Genomic DNA, 18,720 nt, shown 5'->3' on the forward strand with positions numbered 1-18,720 from the left:
TATGAAACAGTTGTTTCTCTAAGGTGAAACTATTGTTTCATTCTAATGAAACACATATTCCATTTGAAACTACAGCAATACCAGTGACCACTTTTTAATAGTGGCCACTGGTAGATCAAATCATTAATACCCCGGATTCTCCACCAAATTCGGATTAGCAGAAGTACGGCCATGCCCGATAGGCAAATAATAATTCTTTTCAGGGAAAGTCGGTGTTTGCGGTCTTCCGTCGATATCATCGACAAAATCCAAACGATACTTTCCACTGGCTGCATCATAGATATACCGTAAACCGGAATATGTACGTGTAAGAGCTGTAACGGCAGTTCTCCAACGTCTTAAGTCCCAATAACGATGGTTCTCGAAAACTAATTCTACTTTTCTTTCATGATGTATCTTTTCCCGGTCGATAGAAGTTAATTTGGCAATTCCAGCACGTTCACGAATCTGATTGACAGCGTCCAACGCATCACTGGTTCTACCCAGTTCAAACGCTGCTTCTGCATAATTCAATAAAACCTCACCGAAGCGGAAAATCAGATAATCGGTTGTCGACTCACTGAACCAGTTCATATTATTTGCCGTTGGATCAAGGTATTTCATTACACCGAACCCTGTATTAGTACAGCTAAGCTCTTTAAAACGTGTCAGCTGATCTCCGATTGCAGCAACACCCTCGTAGGAATCATAACGCCCGTCGATCAGTGTTCCATCTTTCGAAATGATGCCATTATGCATGTCTATTGTATTCTCACCCAATACACCACCTACAGCATCCGGCCATGAGGTTCCATTCGTCCAGATAGAAGCAGCGAACCGGGGATCTTTATTCCCCCATAATTCCTCCATCGTCCACAGACGGTTTTTTGCATATGCCCGGTCAATCTTACCAGGAGTGCCGTCTATATATTCGAATTCTTCCGCCATATCCAGATAAGGACCATGATAGTTACCGACACCCCAGACATTCGGACGAGGACATTCCGTCATATCCCATGACCATCTGTTCTTTCCGCCATCCGAAGCACTTGGACCGGTATGTTGCTTTACCATAATTGCTTCACAATTACCTTTTTTCAAAAATATATTCTTAAAGTTCTCCACTTTATCTGCATCCGCATTATAAAGGGCATACGGGCTTTCACTCATGATCTTCTTACTGGCATCATAACAAATCTGATAATACAGTGAAGCCTCTCCATTAGGAAAACCCAATAATCCGTCCAGTTGTACCGAACCAAATTGAGCGATGCTTCCTGCGTATAATGCAGCTCTGCTTCGAAGAGCTAATGCAGCCCATTTATTGGCACGCCCCGCATCCGTAGCAGAAGGAAGGATTTCAGATATTTCATCTGTCTCTTTCAGGATGAAGTCGTACAATTCTTTTTCCGTATTACGTTTCGGATACAATGCAGTGGAATCCGCATCGATAGACTGGACCTCAGTAATCAAAGGTACTCCTCCATAACGTTTTACCATTGCGAAATAACAAAATGCCCTTAAAAAACGAGCTTCAGCAATTCGCTCATTCACATTCGAAATAGAGGACTCAGCTGCACGCTCAATAAAGTCATTCAAATTCCGAATGGTATAATAAGCATTTCCCCACCACTGCATCTGAGTAGAGTTTACCTGAAATCCGTTATCTTTTATATCGAGCATATGAGCTTGTGCCCCGAAATTATACTTTGCCTCATCTGTAATTTCGAGCATTCTGACAGTACCTTCCATCTGCTCACTGTATCCCATAACGGTTCCCCAATCATTACCATCACGATTCATAGGCGAACTGTCATATAAACATGTCGCATCATTAATCATCACCGGCGTACAAGCATAAAGCTCTGCCAGATACATATCAAGTAATGCAGGATCATTCCATACTACAGCATCCGTATACCGATCGGTCGGAACTTTGTCCAATACATCATAACACGACGTCATTGTCGCAGCCAAAGCGACTATTGCTATATTTAATTTCGTTTTCATAATTGTACATGTTAAAAAATAAGATTACAACCTATGCTCATCGTATATTGCTGAGGATAATAAGTACCGGCTCCATAATTTTCCGGCATTTCAGGGTCAACTCCATATTTGTGCAGTGAATTTATTGTAAAAAGATTCGTTCCTGCAAAATAGATTCTCAATTTGCTGACTCTTATTTTTGACAACAATTCAGTAGGGATCTCGTATCCGAATGTCATGTTCTTCAAACGCAGATAAGTTGTATTATGGTTGTTGTGATCCGAATAGAAACCATTGGTAGACGAACCTCCCGGCCGTGCGATCAAAGCATCAGGATCGTTTGTCCTGTCATTCCACGTATTCTGATAACGGAAAGATGTTTCCGCCAGATAAGTCACAAACGTTGTGTAGCCGGATGCTCCCTGGAAAAGGGCTGACAAGTCAAAGTTTCTGTATTTCAGATTCAAATTGAATCCAAACATCCAATGAGGAGTCGCACCTTTACCTATTTCTTTCTGGTCACGCCAGTTGATCACTCCGTCGCCATTTAAATCCTTATATTTGGCATCTCCGGGACGTAAAGAAGAATTGTCGTTGTTCAAATCTTCGAAAGTGCAATTCCATGCATTTATCTCCTCCTGACTTGTGAACAATCCGTCGAAAACATATCCGTACCGGCGATCCGTATATCTTCCACTGTTCTTATATAATCTTTCCTGATCAGGATCCGTATATTCCGGCTCATCATAATAGTTCCATTTGGATCTGGAATAAGAAACATTACCTGAAATATCATATGCAACACTTCCTATATTACCTGTCGTACCGAGTCTTAATTCAAATCCTTTCGTATTGATACTATTCAGGTTTTCCGTAGGTAATGCAGCTCCGAAAGAAGATGGTAAAGAACTTGAGCGGGTTCCCGGAATTCCACTACGTTTACGGTAAAAGAACTCTGCATCCCCGTAAAGTTTACGGTTCCACAATGAATAATCGACACCGGCATTATAAATTTTCATTCTCTCCCAGGTCAGATTTATATTGGGTAATCCAGACGGTGTTAACCCTGAAATCAAATTAGAACCCAACGTATAACTCGAATCAAATGTATATCCGGTCAAATAAGCAAAATTAGCTACTGCGTCATATCCAGATTCACCATAACTTAATCGTATCTTCAGATTGTCAACAAAATTCAGTTGCTTCATAAAAGTTTCTTCTGCCATATTCCAACCTAAAGACACACTGGGAAAATATCCCCATCTATGCCCCTTGGCAAACCTTGAAGAAGCATCGGCTCTCAGAATAGTTTCTACCATATAACGATCCAGATAACTGTAATTTATTCGTCCGATCCAACTTACACGTCCCACGGCCGAGCTCGATGAATTATTCGCAGCAGTTGTGGAACTCCCGGCAAATAACTCATCCAATGCCGTTGATACAAAACCTGTACGCGAAGCGTTTAGATTTTTGCTTTTTTCATCAACTGATTCAAACATGAACAGACCAGATATGTGATGAGATTTTGCAAAAGTCTCATCATAATTCAGTGAATACTGCTGAATTAATTTTGTATTATTGGAGGCCCCCATATTCAAAGATGTCGGGTCCTGCGAATTGCGTACCAATGTATACTGATCTGTTTCCGAATTATATGTATAAAATGAAGCCTGTTTTTTAAAGGTTTTCTGATCGTACGAATCATTCCGGTAAATAATAGTTCCTTTGGCTTTTAATCCCGGAATATATTTGAAATCATACTGTAACGCTCCTTTAAACTGCGTGATATTATTTATCCGCTCTACATAACCGGCCAATTCAGAGTTCGTTGCAAAAACGGGACTACCCATCGTTACTTCAGCATAAGCCAGTTTGGAAGGATCAGGCAATTCCAAAGGATACATCGGGCTGGCCCTGTAGATCAAATCATTCCAGAAATTATTATTACTGGATATCATATCCGCACCGGATGTATAATAACGCTGTTCCTTGATATACATTAAATCCATTGTCGCTGAAAGGCGGTCCGTTATCTTTGTATCGACATTAGACTGGAAGTTATAACGGTCATAATGCCCTCCATTCTTCTTCAAAATGGTTTCCTGCGTATTATAACCAAAATAGCCATAATATTTCATCTTTTCATTACCACCGGATATAGAGACATTATGATTCTGCTGAGGAGCAAATTTCCGGATAGAAGCTGCATACCAGTCAGTATTCAAATACTTAGGATCTGTACCATCCTTATATTTCTGAATTTCTTCCTCTGTGTAAGGAGCAGTCTCTGCCGGGTTCCCCGAATATATCCATGTATCTCTGGAATATTGGGCTCTTTCAGCCGAACTACCGGACTTCATTACATTCGTCGATCCCTGAAGTGTATACGAACTGTTCACTGTGATAGTCGGTTTGGATGATTTACCACGTTTTGTCGTGATCAAAATTACTCCGTTACCGGCTCGTGCTCCATATATGGAAGCTGCACCGTCTTTCAGAATAGAAATGGACTCTATTTGATTGGCATCAATATTATTGAAACTTGTCTCCATTCCATCCACTATGATTAACGGGGCATCAAAACCACGTATATTCAAGCTGGCATCGTCAAGCCCCGGAAGACCGGAGGTCTGTTTACTAACCAAACCTGGAAGTTGTCCGGCCAACATATTACTGACATTGGCAACAGGAGCTACAGCTATTTTCTCCGTCTTTATTTGAGATACAGAACCTGTTACCGTAGCAACCCTTTGTTGTCCGTATCCGATTACCACAACTTCATCCAGTGCTTTTATATTTTCCTCTAGTGTGACAGTCAGCATTTTCCCAGGAGTTGTTTGTACCTGTTGAGTGACATAACCTATATAAGAAATATCTAACATAGCATTCTTCTTCACTGATAAAGAAAATACGCCATTTATATCTGTTATTGTGCCATTAGTAGGCGTCCCCGCTTCTACTACAGATGCACCAATAACCGGTTCACCATTCACATCAACAACCTTTCCTGAAATTGTATTCTCCTGTTGCTGACTAATTAAATTATTACTTGCCTTCTTAATGTCGGGTAGTACATCGGGCTCAGCATTCCGCGCATTAGCACATAATGAAAAAACGGCTAGTATACAAAATGCCATTACGGAATATGTATTTTTCATAATCTGTAAATAATTAAATTTAAAAGTTTATAATTCCTTTAACAAAGTATTTTCATACTTTCGAGACATACTGCTATAAAACGCTATATACTATATTCAATCACAAATATTATCTGAAGAGTTTTTTCTCCATATTTATTATCAATTTTCCATAGGCATTATTTCTAAAATTGTTAGACATATTATTACAAATCCTGACTATTTGATGTTATAAAAACGATTTTACTTTCCGGATAAGTCCTATCAAATAACACCAAACTATTACCAGTATAATTATTGCAGTAACCTGGGTATGGGTAATATCCGTTGCCATTCCGATAATAGGTGGTAATATTGCTCCCCCAAATACACCGGAAATAAGTAATGCAGACACTTCATTTGCTTTTTCAGGTACTCTCTTCAATGAAAAAGAAAACAGAATCGAAAACAAATTAGCATATCCTATTCCAAATACGGCAACACATCCCAGAATAAACCATAGATTAGTTCCTAAAGCCATTAATATCAGGCCAGCGATCGCAATCCATACACTGTAAATAAAAAATTTACCTGCTGAATATCTCATTAACAAAATACCACCGACAAAAGCACTGATTGTTCTGAAAAAGAAATAAACACTATTCCCCATCCCCGCATCTGCTAACGATAAACCACAACGTTCCATCAGATATTTAGGGAAAGTCATATTAATACTCACATCAATACCGACCAATACCAATATGCCAATAAAGAATGCCGCAAGATATTTATCCTTCAATAAATCGAATGTAACTTTAACAGAGATATTTTTCTGTTCCAGTTTTTTCTCTTTTACAGGTGTCAGTAAGAGCCAGATCAATGCTAACAAAGACATAAATGCATAAATCGGAAAAATCATTTTCCATCCTAAAAAACTTCCGACAATACCGGCTGTTAATAACGGGCCTAAGAAAGAACTGACTGCTTTAATAAATTGTCCCAGAGTAAGACTGCCTGTAAGCCGTTCACTTGTAACAACATCTGTTACCAAAGGATTTAATGAAGCTTGTAAAATGGTATTCCCTATTCCAATCAAAGCAAATGCTATTATTATTGATATAAAGCTATAATTGATCAGTGGAAAACACATCGCTAATGTCGTTATCAGAAAACTCAATAACACGGTCTTTTTCCGTCCGATTTTATTCATCAACAGACCTGTCGGTATGGATAAGATCAAAAACCACAGAAAACAAAAGAATGAAATAAGATTAACCCTGGAATCAGTCAATTCGCTAAAATCATTTTTGACATAACTTGTAGCAATTCCAATAATGTCTACGAATCCCATAATGAAGAACCCAAACATAACGGAATAAATACTGTATTTCAAATTGTCCTTTTTCATAATCTTTACTGCTTATTTAAGATTAACTAACTTTCAAAATCTCTTCTATGACCTGAATAAGAATATGAATCACCTTTATATGAATTTCCTGTATCCGGTCCGAATGCGCTGCACTTGGAGTACTGATTGCCACATCAGCTTTCTCAATCAATTCATTTTTCCCCAAAGATGTAAGAACTATCACTTTCATCCTATTTATATGTGCCTGATCTACCGCACTTATAATATTCCTGGAGTGTCCGCTTGTACTTATTGCCAGTAGCACATCTCCCTCCTTTCCCATAGCATCCACATAACGGGAAAAAATCTCATCAAATGAAAAATCATTCCCTACACAAGTCATATATGCCGGATCATTGATTGCCAATGCCGGTAAAGGACGACGATCATTCCGGAAACGACCTGTTAACTCTTCGGCAAAATGGGTAGCATCACATAAAGAACCTCCGTTTCCACAACTAATGATCTTATGTCCTGTTTGTAATGCTTCAGCACATATATCTGCAGCGTTATAAATACTTTCAACATTCGCCTCATTATTTATAAAGGTTTCCAATATGGATCGGGTTTCCCTTAAACTATCTCGAATAATCTCTTTCATAACTATTTAATCGGTTAAGTAAATACAATTGAAAGAGCTGCATAATCGCCGATGTGCTCTTCTAAAGCAGCCGGTTTAATGATACAAACACGACTTGAATTAGATAATGCTTCCCTTTTTATGATCTTTTGCACTACAGATTCCATCATTTCCCTGTTACGGGAATAAATTCCTCCTACGACTATCACTTCCGGATTTAACAGATCGATGACAATAGATAATCCTTTTCCCAAATAAATAGCAGACGTTTCATAAATACTCCGGGCTAATTCATCTCCCTTAATAGCCTCTTCTGCAACTTTTTGGGCAGTCACTTGATCCAACTCTTGTAAAGTACACCAAGGGACCTTTTCCCCTTTCTGGAGTTTTTCCGAAATAAACATCTTTGCCAACTGGGCGATGCCTCCTCCACTGGCAAAACCTTCCAGAGATCCCCTTTTTCCATAACCCACCGGTCCGAATTCTGCCATACGGATATGCCCTAGTTCACCAGCATTATCATTCGTGCCTGAATAAAGCATGCCATTCAATATTAACCCCGCTCCTAAGCCAGTTCCAAATGTAAGGAACACCATGTTCTTCGTTCCTTTTCCTGCACCGAGCTTCCATTCCGCTAATGCACAAGCATTAGCATCATTCTGAAGCGTGGCTTTTATCCCTACTCTCTTTTCTACAATAGACACAATCGGTATATTATCCCAGCCCGGTAAATTAGGAGGTGATAAAATAACTCCTTTATGGCTATCAAGAGGACCACCGCATGAAATACCTATTGCCTTCGTATTTAAAGAGGTAAGACCATGAATTTTCATTATCTCTTCAATCCCGGACAAAATAGTTTCAATAGTTTCATCCACATTTGTTGTTGCAAATCTTTTTTTATCTACAAGCATCAAATTTTCATTCTTTTGAACACCATAGATAACCGCACATTTGGTTCCGCCAATGTCTATTCCCAGCAAATTACTTTCTATCTCCATCATTTTACAGTATATAAATTAGTTTTCTGCAATAACTGCTTATATTCCTTCAGCTTAAAGGGAGGTTCACCGTATAAATAGTGATTGGTAAATTCCTGATTCCCCACTTTATAACGAATTAATAAAATACCCTGTCCCTTTTGTTCGGGTAGCGATGAGATCTGCACTCTACCATTAGCTGGTACATAGAACTTTCCTTCAAAAATTTGTTTGCCCGATGCTACATCTGTCACTTTCACATCTCCCTCGCTAGCATGGCGAGTGTCATTGACAGCAACAAGCGGATGATTACCATCTCTGGCATCATTCATAAAAATACAAACGTCTTTCTGAACATTCCTGATATAGTAATAAGCCATTTTCTTTGAATTATAATAATCCACTATCGCATCAGAAATCAAAGGCCATCCATCTCTCAAATTCCACCAGATAATCCCGGTTTTATTGAATTTATTGCCACGCCACATCTCAATAAAGTATTTCATTGCTTCTGCCTGTACAGATTGCGATGCAAAAATGAAATCTTCAAGTTTTGACGGGACTTCACCAAATAATAAACGGACCTGATTAATCATCAAATTATTCCTATCAAATGTCTTTCCCCAAACAGGAAAACGTCTGACAGACTTGGTCACCCATTCATCATTCCACTCATGATCCTTTACCCAAGGATATACACAATCTTCTGTCATCATCTTTTTCAAACTTTCCAGATTAGGACAACCATGATAGCCTATTTCACTGACAAAAGCACATTGTGCATCTATGTAGAATGGATCTTTGTAATATCCCCTCGGTCCCCAAAGATGATTTTCCGGCCAATACTTTTCATCACAACCTTTTTGATAGACAGCCTCACTGATATAAGGAGAACTGGGAAGATAAGGCCTTGTCGGATCGAACTCATAAAGAACCGAAGGAATGACCTGGCGCGTTACTACATCACGGTTCGGATCCAGATTAAAAGGTAATAAAGACCAACGCAAAGCTATATCATCTTCATTGTTACCTGACCATAAAGCAACAGACGGATGATTACGTAATTTACAGACAACTGATATCACCTCTTCTTCTATATTCCGGGTAAAGGAAGAGCGCTGTGGATAAAAAGTACATCCCATCGCAAAATCCTGCCAAATCAAAATTCCATTTTCATCGCATAAATCAAAGAAATGATGATCTTCATAAACGCTTCCTCCCCAGCATCGGATCATATTACAATTCAGATCAACCGCCATCTCTATCGCTTCATCAACCAACGAATTATCCCGGCTGTGCAAAGCATCCAACGGGACCCAATTAGTACCATGAATAAAAATACGTTCTCCGTTTACTATAAAACAAAACTTTCCTGGATCATCCGGCAAATTAATATCTGTCCTCTCCAACTGTACAGTCCTTAAACCAATACGTTTGGTATCAGTCGCCAAAACGGAACCATCTTCATCCACTAATTCCACCTTTGCTTCATACAACGCAGGTTCACCGTATCCTCTCGGCCACCATAAATCAGCATTCTTCAATTCCATTATATAACGGAATGCTGGTGAAACCACAGCGGTAGTTCCTTTATAGGCCTCTTTTCCATTTCGATTTAAAGTATATACAGCTTTCACTTTATCAAATTTCTCAAAAGGAAGTTTCAATTGAGCATCAATATACAAACGGACATTACGTTGTGCCGTATCCAAATTAGCCACCATATAATGTACATCTTTAAATCGTGCTTGTTCTAATACACGTAATTCCACATCACGCCACAGACCAGCACTGACCAACCTAGGCAATATATCCCAACCATAAGCATGAGGAGCTTTACGAATAAATGTAGATTCTTCCGATGGGAAATTACCAATACTAAAAGAGCCTAAGAAATAATTTTGCCCTTCAATAACGGAAGAACGAATAATGACTTGCAGCAGGTTATTCTCTCCTTGCTTAATTTCATTTGTTACATCAAATGAATGTTCGATCAACATATTTTCAGGCTTTCCTATACGTTTGCCATTTAACCAAATATCAGCCAGACAATCTATTCCACCAAAAAACAATTGAAGGCGTTGCCCTTTTTCTAGCTGCGGAGAAGTGAAAGATTTCGAATAGCACCATTGAAATTCTTCCCATTTGCGCAATTCATTTACATTATTCCCTATCATAGGATCATCGATTAGACCGGCAGAAAGCAAGTCTAATTCTACATTCCCGGGAACAGTGGCAGTAATAGTCTTTACTTCCATCTGTTTCATTCCGTCAGGGGACAATACCGGTTGCTCCGGTTGCTTCCAATATGACAGTTCCCACTTCCCGTTAAGAGAGATTATACCATCATCAGAACTCGCTGAAACTTCCAGGCTTATAAACGAAAGGAACACTGCAAAAATGCAAATAAGCTGTTTATTCATATTACCTCCTTTTTAATAATATTATTCACATATGAATTTTAATTGATGTTCTCCTGCTGTCAGCTCCACATTCTGTCCCTCAGCTTTTACCGTTGCAGTCGTGTTAGCCGGAACCGCAACTTTTAATAAGATTTCATTACCAGAACGTTCCCATTCAGAGCATATCAATCCTTTAATAGAATGATATTCTGCTTTGACCCAATCCAAACCTTTCACAAAATGAGGTTGAAACAGAATATGCCTGAATCCCGGAGATTTTTCATCATAGTTGATCCCTGCCAATACATTATACATCCATGCGGAAATATCTCCAAGAAATACATGATTCAGTGATGCATCTTTAAAAGTAGGCGAAAGATTCCAGGTTTCGGGTAAAGTAGTCAATCCCCTCTTTATCCAATTACCCCATGAAGGAACATCTTCCTGAATAGCCAGCTCATACGCCTGATCGGCATAACCATATTTAGCAAGCATACGTAATACGGTTTTACTTCCCAACATACCAAAATCAAGATGATTATGGTTATTTGTTATTATGCGACTCAGGTTATCTGCCACTTTCTGTTCATATTCAGCCGGTACTATTTCTAAAAACAGGGCAACTCCCTGTGCTGCCTGTGAGCCATTGGCATATAAACCTTTTTCCTTGTCAAGATAGCGGCTATTAATAAATGCTTTAAGCGAATCTGCTTTTTGTGCATAAACGGTACCGTCTTTTCCTATCAGTCGAGCAAAACGAGACATATACAAATTGTCCAAATAATAATAACAGGTTGTCGTATAATCTGTAGGGGTTTGCGTATCATAAAATACCCAGTCCCCAATGCCATAGGTTACAGTTCCATCCGAATCTTCACGCGCCGCCAAATAGGCAAGATATTTCTCGCATACAGGCCATATCGTTTCAATTGACTTTGTATCACCATAATAATTATAAATAGCCATCGGGACAATAAACATTGCGGCATCCCATACAGGTCCTATCCAATCATCATATCCCCATCCTGAACTAGGAATAATTCCCGAGATTCGTCCTTCCTCATTCTGATTATCCACGATATCATCGACCCACTTTTCATAAAAAGTGATCCCATTGAAATTTAGTAATCCCAAATCCATACAAATATGTGCATCTGCCGTCCAGCCATTCTTCTCACGTTGAGGACAATCTGTCGGAATACTCATCAAGTTAGACAGATAAGACTGATTAGTCGCTTGCCAAATTTTATTGAGAAGATCATTGGAACAACTAAATCTTCCGACAGGTGGTACCGCAGTGTGAAAGAATAAGGCTTTTAAACTTCCTTGAGTCAATTTAACAGGGCAATCAGCTTTTACTTCTACATATTGAAATCCATGGTAAGTAAAATTCGGACTCAGCACTTCGTCTCCGCCATTTAAGATATAAATATCAGTTTGAAAAGGCACATCTGGCTGAGACTTGTAATATACATCTATATTTCCTGTTTCAATATGCCCGTCAGCTTTCTGTATCTCAGCATGCCTCAATGTTATTTTCGTTCCTTTTTCTCCATTCACTGAAAGACGACAAAAACCAGTCATATTAATTCCGAAATCATATACATATATACTGTCTCCGAAATTTTTCATGGAAACTGCATCTATTTCACGTTCTACCTCAATGGCCGGCATCGTTTGAGCAACCAACAACGATGAAGGAGCCGTTACATGTCTGGCATTACTCCATGACGAATCATCAAATCCGGGTTTCTCCCACCCGTTTATTTCCAAACGAGCATCGTATATATCCCCTCCATAAATATTATTCTGGGTATACGGACCTGTTGCTGTCTTCCAGGATTCATCAGAGTTTACTATTTGAGAAGTGCCGTCAGCATATTTAATATGTAACTCGCAAATCATCCGTGCCCGGTTTCGCCAGCGTGCTTTTTCAAAATCCCATGTGGCAACTGGTGCTATTTCATTATAGAAACCATTACCCAGCACAGCAGACAAGACATTTTCCCCAGTTCCCAACAACGAAGTTACATCAAATACACTGTATAAATTCCTTTTGTCATAATGTGTATAGCCTGGATTTAACAAAGAGGCAGATACCGGACTTCCATTAATTTCCATCTTACAATAAGCAGCAGCACTCATAAATAATCTTGCCTGTATAACTTCCTTATTATTGACAACAAATGATTTTCGCAGCATAGGAGCCGGATCAAAATCTTTATCATGACCATCGGTAATCCAGTTACCCAACCATTCTTTCTGATTCATTTTAGCCGTTTCGAAGCTATCTACAGGAGATATTACTGTATTCCCGTTCTTATCAAAAGCCTTGACTTGCCAATAGTACTTAGTGTGTGATAATAATTTATCATTTCCCGTATATTTGCCGAAAGATTCCTCTGTATTTATAAGGCCTGAATTCCAATTAAACAGATCATCTCTAGTTAAACCATTCAGAGATTGCTTGTCAACATATATATATAAGCAGTATCCTTCTTGATCAAAACCAGCCTCTGAATAATAATTCCAGATAAACCGTGGATGTGGACTATCTACGCAAATAGGATTTACCGAATATTCACAATACATCCCGGTAATTTCAACCTTATTATTTTTACATGCACACAGTAAAAAGGTTCCTAATACAATAGTATAAATTCCGTATTTCATATTCATTTTCATAATAAATACTTTACTTAATCGGTTAAACAAATAAATAAAAAAATATCAATAGTATTATAGAGTTGAAATTTTACAATGCAAAACCACTGTTTCCACTTTCTTCTTCTCTTTGGACTGCTCCTGATGGCTCTCTATTGATTTCAATAAAATCCTCACAGCATTCTCTCCAATTTCATCAATAGGCATGAATGCTATATTTATTTTAGGAGCCAGTGCCCGAAAAGAAGGAATACTATGGATACAAGCTAATTCATATTTTTTCAAATCGATACCCTTGTCATAAAAATAGCGAAAAGCTTCAATAGCCAATATATGGGTCGAAAAGAAAAAGCCATCCACATCCGGTACATCATGAAATATCGTATCTAATGTCTTATCGATGTTATGCTCATAATCTACAAAAGGAACTTCTCCATAGAGTTCGGGTTCGACAGGAAAATCCATCTCCATTAAAGCCCTGGCGTAGCCTTCCCGCCTCATATTCATTGTCCGCAGATAGGAGTTCGTTGTAATTATAGCTATTTTACGAGCACCGTCCACAATCATTTTCCGCACTAATTGATAACTACTTTCCTCATTATCAATAATGACGTAATTTGTATCAATCTGTGGAAAATAACGGTCAAACAGAACTAACGGAAAAGATTCATCGACTAAAGTTTCTATTTCACTTTTTGAAACTTTCGTCGGTGCCAATATAATACCATCCACCTGTTTAGCTTTAAAAAGACGGATCAGTTTATTTTCTTTTTCAATTTTAGATTCAGAGTTACCTATCATAACCGAATAGCCTTGCTCATCTGCTTCTTTTTCTATAACACAAGCTATTTTGGAATAAAAAGAGTCTGTAATATCAGGAATAATCAAACCGATAGTTTTAGAATATCCTCTATGTAGACTTCTGGCTAACAAATTAGGTTGGTAATTCAATTCTTTAGCACACTGAAAAACTTTTTCTTGCGTGGCTAAACTTATACCCTTCTCATCACCCTTTCCAGAAAGAGTCCATGAAATCGTCGCTTTCGACAATTTCAATTTTTCTGCTATATCTTTAAGTGATGTTCTCATGATACATACCGTTTAATCGGTTAAGTGATGCAAATATATTAACTTGTTTCAAAAAACAAAGAATAGTGAAGTTAATTTTATTTAATCTGATTCATTTGTTTATAAGATAAGATTAATCCCATCTAAAAGGGCTCATAAATAAGCTCCATAAACAGAAGAAAAAAAGGTTCACATCTGAAAAGACATGAACCTTAATCTTTTAACTCTAAAGGAAGACTACAACTTATATTTATAAAGTTGTGACATCACCTTCTGATATTCATTCTGTAATTGCATATAATTCTGCATACTCTGATACAAAGTCGTTATATCGACAAAATATTCGATCATGCTAATCTGTCCGGTCTGGATTGCCTTGTTCAGCAAAGCCAAGCTATTCTGGCTCTTCAGTACCGTATTGTATTCATCCATCGAAGTTCGCAAAGCAACCGACTGATTATACAACTGGTGCAATTCGCTTTCAATAGCGGTCGTTGTACTCTCCAACTGTAAATCTGTGTAAAGAGCCTGTGCCTTTGCCTGCTTAACATTGTTCCTGTTAGAGAACAAAGGGATGCTGACTCCCACCAGGAAACCGTTAAAGCGTTCGCCACCGGAAGCTGTATTCAGACGATAGCCCAACTCAAAACCCGGCAAGCCTTTCGACTTATTGACACTTATCTGGCGACGAGCTGTCACCTGTTCACTTTTCAATGTCAATAACTGTGGATTGGAAGTGACAGCTTCCTGACAGAGTTCTTCAAAAGAGAGAATGTCTTCAACCGGAGCATACGTCGTATCGTTAAACTCGATAGCGATCCCGCCGTTCAATGTAGCCAACTCCTGCAATTTAGCGATACGGGCAGATTCATTCATACGGGCTTCCGTCTTTGCATTCAACAATTCCAGATTGATCTTGTTTGTCTCCAGAATATTGGCATCACCCGATTCCAACCGGGTAGCATACAAAGCGGCTAACTGTTCCGCGTTTTCCCGCCGCTGGTCCAACAATGCTTTTTGCTGATTCAGTAAAACCAGATCCAGACAGACTTCTTTAGCCTGCAGCAAAATCTGCTGACGGAATTCGGCCCCCTGACGATCGAAGCCGACAGCCTGCGACTTAATCAACTTACTCCGCTGAGCATACACGGTCGGGAAGTCGAATGATTGGGAAGCGACCAACTCTCCCTGCATCCCCATCCCCTCACGGTTACCGTATTGATGTACATACGATACCGACGGGTCGGCCAGGTTATTATCCAGCTTTACCTCCAGTTTCTTGGAAGCTGTAAGCTGCTTATTCGCCTGCAATTCTTTATTGTTGGCTTCGATACTGCGCAGAACCCCATCTATGGAATGTTGTCCGCTCGCAGAAAGTACGGTCGAAGCCAACAGAGTGATTACTATGAATTGTTTCATTTCTCCTTATTCATTAAAAGATAGACAATAGGAATAATAAATCCGTTCAGGAAGGTAGACGTCAGCAACCCTCCCAGGATCACAGTGGCCATCGGGCTTTGTATTTCGTTACCCGGCAGATCTCCGTTCAATGCCAGCGGGATCAAAGCCAGCGCAGAACTCAAGGCTGTCATCAGGATCGGATTCAAACGATCCAGCGAACCGTGTATCACTGCATCATATACAGAAAAACCTTCACTGCGCAACTGAGTATAGTGGCTGATCAGCAACATACCGTTTCGGGTAGCAATACCGAACAGGGAGATAAAACCGATAATAGCCGGAATACTGATCTCACCGGATGTCATCCACAAGATCAGCACACCACCGATCAACGCTAACGGCAGGTTCAACAGGATCACACCGCTCTCCTTCGCATTCTTGAATTCATTATAAAGCAACAGGAAGATTACCAGTAAAGACATCAAAGATGTCAATAACAAAGTCCGGCTGGCAGCCTGTTCGCTTTCGAACTGTCCGCCGTATTCGATATGATAACCTTCGGGCAACTGGATAGAATTCCCGATCTTGTTCTGGATATCATTTACGACACTACGCAGGTCACGTTCGGATACGTTTGCACTGATGACCAGCTTACGTTGTACATTCTCGCGGTTGATCGTATTCGGACCCGTTACGGAACGGACTTCGGCAATATAACTCAACGGTATCTTCTTCCCTCCGGCATCGATCATCAGATTACGAATATCCTCCATAGTTGCACGGCTTTCGTCGGAAGTCTTTACGGTCAGGTCGAATGTCTTTCCGTCATCATATACCTGACTGACTACTTCACCTCCTAACATGACATTAATATACTCTTCAAACTCCGGCAGAGGTATTCCATATTTAGCCATAAGTTCCCGTTTGGGAGTAATGGTCAGCTGTGGACGTTCGATCTGCTGCTCCACCTTCAAATCGACCAGGCCCGGAATACTCTGGATAGAGTTTTTGATATCATTACCGATCGTAAACAAACGGTTCAAATCGGTTCCGAACAGTTTGATCGCAATATTGGCCTCCGTTCCCGAAAGCATCGCATCGATACGGTGGGAAATAGGCTGGCCGATTTCGATATTGGCTCCGCTGATGGTTGACAGCTTCTTGCGTACATCGTTCATAACTGTTTCCCTGCTGCGATCTTTCAAGACGAACGGAGCTTCTATTTCCGATACGTTTACACCCAGGGCATGTTCATCCAGTTCGGCACGTCCTGTCTTACGAGCCACAGTCTGGATCTCCGGAACCTGCATCAACAATTCTTCCGCACGGTGTCCCATCTTATCAGACTCATCCAATGAAATCCCAGGTAAGGAACTTACATTGATAGTGAAAGATCCTTCATTGAAAGGAGGAAGGAAACTACGTCCCAACGTAAAAAATATTCCCAACGATACGACAAACAATCCTACCGTACAACCCAACACGATCGATTTATGTGCCAAAGCCACCTTCAACGCTGCGCCATACACCTTTTTCAGCTTATTGGCAACCCACGATTCTTTATCTATTCTCTTATCGGTTGCTTTACGGTTCAGCAAATAACTACACAAAACCGGTGTCAAAGTAAGTGCCACAACTGTAGAAGCGAACAAAGCGACAATAAATGCAATTCCCAGCGGAACCAGCATACGCCCTTCCATCCCATGAAGGAAAAACAAAGGCACAAAACTCACCACAATGATCAACGTCGAGTTCAGGATCGGCATACGCACTTCACGAGAAGCATCATATACAACATCCAGGATCGAACGCCTGTCGTCGGGAGGCAACATCCGGTTTTCACGTATCCGCTTATATACATTCTCGACATCGACAATGGCATCATCAACCAACGATCCGATAGCAATCGCCATACCTCCCAGCGACATCGTATTAATGGTCAGCCCCATATAATGCAAAACCAGGATAGAGACCAGCAATGACAAAGGCAACGCCACCAATGAGATCACCGTTGTGCGGATATTCATCAGGAAAAGGAAGAGCACAATCACAACGAAGATACTTCCTTCAAACAAACTATTCTTTACATTATTAATAGAACTGTCGATGAAACGGCTCTGACGGAAAATATCGGTAGATATATTTACATCGGCAGGCAAGCTCTTTTGAAGGTCAGCCACAATTTCATCCAGTTTATTTGTCAGGTCGATCGTACTGGTATTCGGCTGCTTGGTAACCGTGATAAGGACAGCATGTTTGCCCCGTTCGGATGCCGTACCCAATTTAGGACTTTTGCTTCCTACTTTCACCGTAGCCACATTCTCCAGCAGAACAGGAAAACCGTCCACAGTCTTGATCACACCTTTTGCCAGTTCTTCCGCTTTCGGAGTAGAAAGGACACCACGAATGATATACTCATTGTCGTATTCGTACAAGACACCACCATTTGCATTACGGTTCATGTTACGGCAAACCGTCAGCACCTCATTCAACCCTACTCCATAATGTTTCATGCGGGCAGGATCGAGTAAGATCTGATATTCTTTGATATCTCCCCCAATTACGGCTACCTGTGCCACACCTCCGGTAGATAATAAACGCGGGCGGATTGTCCAGTCGGCTATCGTACGCAGGTCCATCTGTGTCGTCGGGAGAGTACCTTCACCTGAGGCTTTTGTTTCGTCTGTCGTCAGCCCGATGATCATCATTTCACCCAGGATAGAAGACTGCGGCCCCAACGTCGGTTTCCCTACATTCTCGGGAAGACTTTCACTTACAACCGCCAGTTTCTCGGAAACGATCTGACGGGCACGGTAAATATCCGTTCCCCAGTCGAACTCCACCCATACAACCGAAAATCCGGTGGTAGAAGAAGAACGTACACGGCGTACATCCATCGCTCCGTTTACAGCCGTTTCGACCGGGAAAGTAACCAGACGTTCCACTTCTTCAGGAGCCATCCCGTTTGCTTCGGTCATGATAACCACGGTCGGAGCATTCAGGTCGGGGAACACGTCTACATCCGTATGAAAGGCTGTATAAGTTCCCGCTATCATCAGCAGCAATGCACAGATCAGGACTACCAATCTGTTATGCAGCGAGTAATATATTATCTGATTCAACATATTCT

At 40.3% G+C, this 18,720-nt stretch carries 10 protein-coding genes; all 10 read right to left on the minus strand.

Annotation, left to right across the window (positions count from 1 at the left end; translation table 11 throughout):
* Positions 1-123 precede the first annotated feature (123 nt).
* Positions 124-1,989 (minus strand): RagB/SusD family nutrient uptake outer membrane protein, encoded by a 1,866-nt coding sequence (locus tag IEY67_RS11410; protein ID WP_183671452.1) that lies wholly within the window; start codon positions 1,987-1,989, stop codon positions 124-126.
* A gap of 11 nt (positions 1,990-2,000) precedes the next feature.
* On the minus strand, positions 2,001-5,129 hold the full coding sequence (locus IEY67_RS11415) for a SusC/RagA family TonB-linked outer membrane protein (RefSeq protein ID WP_122373424.1): 3,129 nt from the start codon (positions 5,127-5,129) through the stop codon (positions 2,001-2,003).
* Between the two features lie 208 nt (positions 5,130-5,337).
* Positions 5,338-6,495, minus strand: a complete 1,158-nt coding sequence (locus IEY67_RS11420; protein WP_229801037.1) for an MFS transporter — start codon at positions 6,493-6,495, stop codon at positions 5,338-5,340.
* A 22-nt stretch (positions 6,496-6,517) separates the two neighbouring features.
* Complete coding sequence (locus tag IEY67_RS11425) at positions 6,518-7,096, minus strand: SIS domain-containing protein (protein WP_183671451.1); 579 nt, start codon at positions 7,094-7,096, stop codon at positions 6,518-6,520.
* 14 nt (positions 7,097-7,110) lie between these two features.
* Complete coding sequence (locus IEY67_RS11430) at positions 7,111-8,070, minus strand: ROK family protein (RefSeq protein WP_122373502.1); 960 nt, start codon at positions 8,068-8,070, stop codon at positions 7,111-7,113.
* A 5-nt stretch (positions 8,071-8,075) separates the two neighbouring features.
* Positions 8,076-10,478, minus strand: a complete 2,403-nt coding sequence (locus IEY67_RS11435) for a glycoside hydrolase family 2 protein (RefSeq protein WP_183671450.1) — start codon at positions 10,476-10,478, stop codon at positions 8,076-8,078.
* A gap of 21 nt (positions 10,479-10,499) precedes the next feature.
* Positions 10,500-13,142, minus strand: a complete 2,643-nt coding sequence (locus tag IEY67_RS11440) for a family 78 glycoside hydrolase catalytic domain (RefSeq protein ID WP_183671449.1) — start codon at positions 13,140-13,142, stop codon at positions 10,500-10,502.
* Between the two features lie 54 nt (positions 13,143-13,196).
* Complete coding sequence (locus tag IEY67_RS11445) at positions 13,197-14,210, minus strand: LacI family DNA-binding transcriptional regulator (RefSeq protein WP_122373428.1); 1,014 nt, start codon at positions 14,208-14,210, stop codon at positions 13,197-13,199.
* Between the two features lie 216 nt (positions 14,211-14,426).
* Complete coding sequence (locus IEY67_RS11450; RefSeq protein WP_183671448.1) at positions 14,427-15,608, minus strand: TolC family protein; 1,182 nt, start codon at positions 15,606-15,608, stop codon at positions 14,427-14,429.
* Positions 15,605-18,715 carry an efflux RND transporter permease subunit gene (locus IEY67_RS11455; RefSeq protein ID WP_183671447.1) on the minus strand — a complete coding sequence of 1,037 codons (3,111 nt, stop codon included), beginning with the start codon at positions 18,713-18,715 and terminating at the stop codon, positions 15,605-15,607. The genes IEY67_RS11450 and IEY67_RS11455 overlap by 4 nt, the downstream gene beginning before the upstream one ends.
* Between the last annotated feature and the right edge of the window lie 5 nt (positions 18,716-18,720).

It is taken from the genome of Parabacteroides faecis, from assembly GCF_014647375.1.
Lineage (GTDB): Bacteria > Bacteroidota > Bacteroidia > Bacteroidales > Tannerellaceae > Parabacteroides > Parabacteroides faecis.

Coding starts and splice junctions, on each gene's coding strand:
- IEY67_RS11410 (WP_183671452.1), bottom strand. CDS start 1,989: ATGAAAACGAAATTAAATATAGCAATAGTCGCTTTGGCTGCGACAATG.
- IEY67_RS11415 (WP_122373424.1), bottom strand. CDS start 5,129: ATGAAAAATACATATTCCGTAATGGCATTTTGTATACTAGCCGTTTTT.
- IEY67_RS11420 (WP_229801037.1), bottom strand. CDS start 6,495: ATGAAAAAGGACAATTTGAAATACAGTATTTATTCCGTTATGTTTGGG.
- IEY67_RS11425 (WP_183671451.1), bottom strand. CDS start 7,096: ATGAAAGAGATTATTCGAGATAGTTTAAGGGAAACCCGATCCATATTG.
- IEY67_RS11435 (WP_183671450.1), bottom strand. CDS start 10,478: ATGAATAAACAGCTTATTTGCATTTTTGCAGTGTTCCTTTCGTTTATA.
- IEY67_RS11440 (WP_183671449.1), bottom strand. CDS start 13,142: ATGAAAATGAATATGAAATACGGAATTTATACTATTGTATTAGGAACC.
- IEY67_RS11445 (WP_122373428.1), bottom strand. CDS start 14,210: ATGAGAACATCACTTAAAGATATAGCAGAAAAATTGAAATTGTCGAAA.
- IEY67_RS11450 (WP_183671448.1), bottom strand. CDS start 15,608: ATGAAACAATTCATAGTAATCACTCTGTTGGCTTCGACCGTACTTTCT.
- IEY67_RS11455 (WP_183671447.1), bottom strand. CDS start 18,715: ATGTTGAATCAGATAATATATTACTCGCTGCATAACAGATTGGTAGTC.